The organism is Proteiniphilum sp. UBA5463, from assembly GCF_002427225.1.
Lineage (GTDB): Bacteria > Bacteroidota > Bacteroidia > Bacteroidales > Dysgonomonadaceae > Proteiniphilum > Proteiniphilum propionicum.
In genome coordinates this window covers 127314-130892 of the sequence record NZ_DIQL01000025.1, presented here as the reverse complement: position 1 = coordinate 130892, position 3579 = coordinate 127314, and the positions used below count along the sequence as shown (strand labels likewise).

Below are 3579 nucleotides of genomic sequence, written 5' to 3'. Positions count from 1 at the left end.
AACAGTTGCTCCTTTCCCAACCCGATGCTGCATGAAGGCACCATCTTCCTGAGCCCGAAGAATAAAATGATCCAGGAGATGATCTCCCCGAAGCAACAGACGGCATTCGTGGTGAACACGACCGCCTATCGTTCCGTGGGAAGGGGTTTCTCCACCTGTATCATGGATAACTCGCTGACGGATGATCAGACGGTACAACAGGCCATCAACCTGCTGGAAAGCCAGGAGATCCGTTTTATGCGCGTTCACCTGCAAAGCCCGGGATCCCTAGGTACGAATATAGCCATGTTCAGTGAAGGGAAGCCTTATGCGAGAGATGTTTTCGGAGAGGGTTCTCCTTATGTCGAAGCCATTGAGAATGCCGACAGACTGCTGGGAGAGTTGATCGATTACCTGAAAACGGCAGGAAAATGGGAGAGTACCGTTTTAATAGTAACCTCCGATCACGGACAGAGTAAGGTGGGATGGCATCCCATGCTCGACGAGGATAGCTGGGTGACGCCGTTGGTCTTTGGCGGAACCGGAATCGCCCGGGGACGTGAACTCCCTTACTTTGAGCATACCGACCTTGCGCCGACAATTGCCCGGCTGTTGGGCGTGGAAGCCCCGAACACCGGCGGCGGGGCGGGAAAAGCCGTGGAAGAGATCATGGAAAAAACGGACGCATCATCCTATCATCCAGCCCGATATATCAAAACCATCAATCAGCAAATCCGGCAATACAATATTCTGTATGCCCAATTGGTTTTGGTTGCCGAGAAGAATAACTATGTGGCCAATATTATCTCCTCCCTCTCCAATGAATACCTGACGCCCGAGCCGTTTTACCATCAGGACAGGATAACGGAGTGGCACAGGGCGGGTTCAACGGAACACCTGATAGAGGCCAACGAGGACGTATTGCATAAAATGAAAGAAACATTGCTGATCAAATAAAAATTTATGGTACAAAATTTATTGAACAAAAATCGGTTGCGGTTCGGTATGGCTTTTCTTTGGATGATTTCCATTTGCTGCCTTCACACCACAACCGTACATGCACAGGACACGGAAAAGATGGCGAAGCAAAACGCTTTTGAGCAGATTTTCGGCGATGCCGTCAGACTGGATCCTGCTATGGTTGAAAAAGTAAAAAATGATACCCCGGGTAAGCGCCACTATGTGGACAGGGACGGTGACGGCAAGCCGGAGGAGGTGTGGTTTATCGATATCGAACCGCGCCATACGGAAGCAAAAAAACCGATACTGGTCAAAGTGATTGACGAGAATGGTAATCTGGAGATGGGCAAGGAGCCCGAAAAGTATGGAGATCTCTGGATCGCCGACTGGCATGCCGACGGATTGGTCGATGCCGTGATCAGCTATCGCGATTTCGACGGAGACGGGGATCTCGACGTGATGGAATGGTTCACTTACGGTAAGAAAGGCTGGCGGGTTCCTTTTGATGGATTGCGGGTGCTTGTCTCAACCGACGATGGGGATGATAACCTGTTGGATTACGATATGGATTATGTCTATTATCAGATTCCTTGCCAGAACCACTCACATTTTGGAGGAAATGAAAGTTTTGTCGCTTATTACCTGAATCCTGAACAAGACAAATGGATCCCTCATTTTGAGAACCCGTTCCTTTTTTACGATTTCGATAACGACGGCATCAGTGAAGAGGTAATTCGCGTAGAAGGAAAAGAAGAGTTGGTGAAGTCACTCCGGTGGAGCTTTAATGTGAACCCGATAGCGGGAAAGCAAAGAGATTTCGATGTGTCCGTTTCGGCATGTGCAAAAGGATGGACACAAGAGAAGGATCGGGAGAGCGATTTCATCATGTATTTACCGGAAGAGCAAACGGAACATTTTATGATCCGGGGTATCCCTACCGGTCCGGTGTTGAAACGCTCTACTGCACGCAATTACTTGCAAACAGTTACTTGGGAACGTGTGTTGATGACCTGGAATGAGAATAACCTGAATATCGCATTCAATGATCCGAAAGATACCATTGAACGCTGGGAAGGAGTGATCAATGCCGCATCCACCGATTCAGGATACTATATGCCGCGAATCGGCGCTCCGGATTGCGGACCTTATAACAAACGCTATGAACTGGTGCTTAAGCCCTCTGGACCCAACGAGTTTTATTTCAATCCCGCCGACCATCGCGTCCATATTAAAAACAGCAACAGGAGCTGGATCAAGGTGGATTACGACTTCGACACAAAAACAGACATGGCGTACCTCTGGGTGGATACAGACAAGGACGGCATCATGGACAGGGTGGATATTGACACGGATGGCGACGGCATAACGGATGACTCCTTCCCCATAGATGTGTCGGACGTAAAACCGGTGGGCTGGACATTCAAGGAGTTAAACGAGACATTGGCGCCCATTTTTAAAACCGAACCGGAACATACATACAATCTGGTAATGGCTCTTACTACAGCACTCCGATCCACGAAGGAGGAAATGGAAGAAGACGCGGTGTGGGATTTGCTTGCAAATCGCATGCAGGGTAAAAATATTCCGGACGATATTGCACGTCGCCTTATCAACAGCGACCAATCCATATTGTACTACCTTACGCTGGTGCAGGACCGGCAGATCGACCGGCTGAAAAAATCGGGATACAAAAACAATTCCTTCTGGAGAAAATTCAACGCAGCCCGCAGTAAAGGCGACACACAAGCTATGGTCAAAACCGTCGCGAAACATTTCAAAACGGGCAGACCGGAAGAAGATTATCATGCATGGACGGCACGGTTGCGCAGGGAAGAGGACAGGCCGCGCGTGGCCTGGAACAACCAATGGCTTCCTCCCAACTGGGGATGGGAATCGGAAAAAGCGGCCTTCCGCTTTTACTTGGGCCATTTCGACCTCTTCGGTAAACGGCAGTGGATTGACACGCTGATCATGCCAAAAATAGCCGAGGGCAAGAGTTACCATATCGACCAGAACGGTTGGGGAATGGATATCCTGCACGTGGGGAAAACGGCGGGATGCGGAGGGGTCATCCTCTATGTGAATGGCGTGCCCTATCCGGTCCGCAACGAAACGGGCAAGGGAGCTCCCATTTTTAGCGGCCGGTTGGTGGAGGAAACACACCATAGGGTCATCCTTGAATTCGTGGCGGAAGGGGTCGGCCCTGAAAACGCCCCCTACACAGTACGGCTGCGTCCTTCAATCGGCGCCGGGGATCTTTATTCATCGGTGGTAGCGACGGTGGATGGCGGCGCTCCAGGCGATAAAATCGAATTGGGCATAGGCTTGGTTAGGTTACCGGACGAGACGTTCTTTTCCGACAAAGATGCCGGCATTATCGGTTCGTGGGGATTCCAGGATCCGGAGATCGGCTGGATAGGCATGGGAATCATGTTTCCACCGGAACGGTTCCTGCGTTTCGATAACCAACCGGAGGAACACCGGGTAGTACTGGATTGTAAACGTGGAAAACCAATAACTTATAACATTCAGGGTGACTGGTTGCGCGGGCATCAATTTCAATGTTGCCCTTCGGCACAGGATTGGTTTGATGTATTAAAACATTAAGAGGAAACAGTTGAAATAGATAACTCTTTAACT

At 49.9% G+C, this 3579-nt stretch carries 2 protein-coding genes; both read left to right on the top strand.

Annotated elements, in window-relative coordinates; all coding sequences use genetic code 11:
- Positions 1 to 78 precede the first annotated feature (78 nt).
- Positions 79 to 936: a sulfatase-like hydrolase/transferase gene (locus B3B27_RS04490; protein ID WP_286845953.1), complete on the top strand. Its 858-nt coding sequence runs from the start codon at positions 79 to 81 to the stop codon at positions 934 to 936.
- A gap of 6 nt (positions 937 to 942) precedes the next feature.
- Positions 943 to 3546 (top strand): DUF4861 family protein, encoded by a 2604-nt coding sequence (locus tag B3B27_RS04485; RefSeq protein ID WP_286846945.1) that lies wholly within the window; start codon positions 943 to 945, stop codon positions 3544 to 3546.
- The last annotated feature ends 33 nt before the right edge of the window (positions 3547 to 3579 follow it).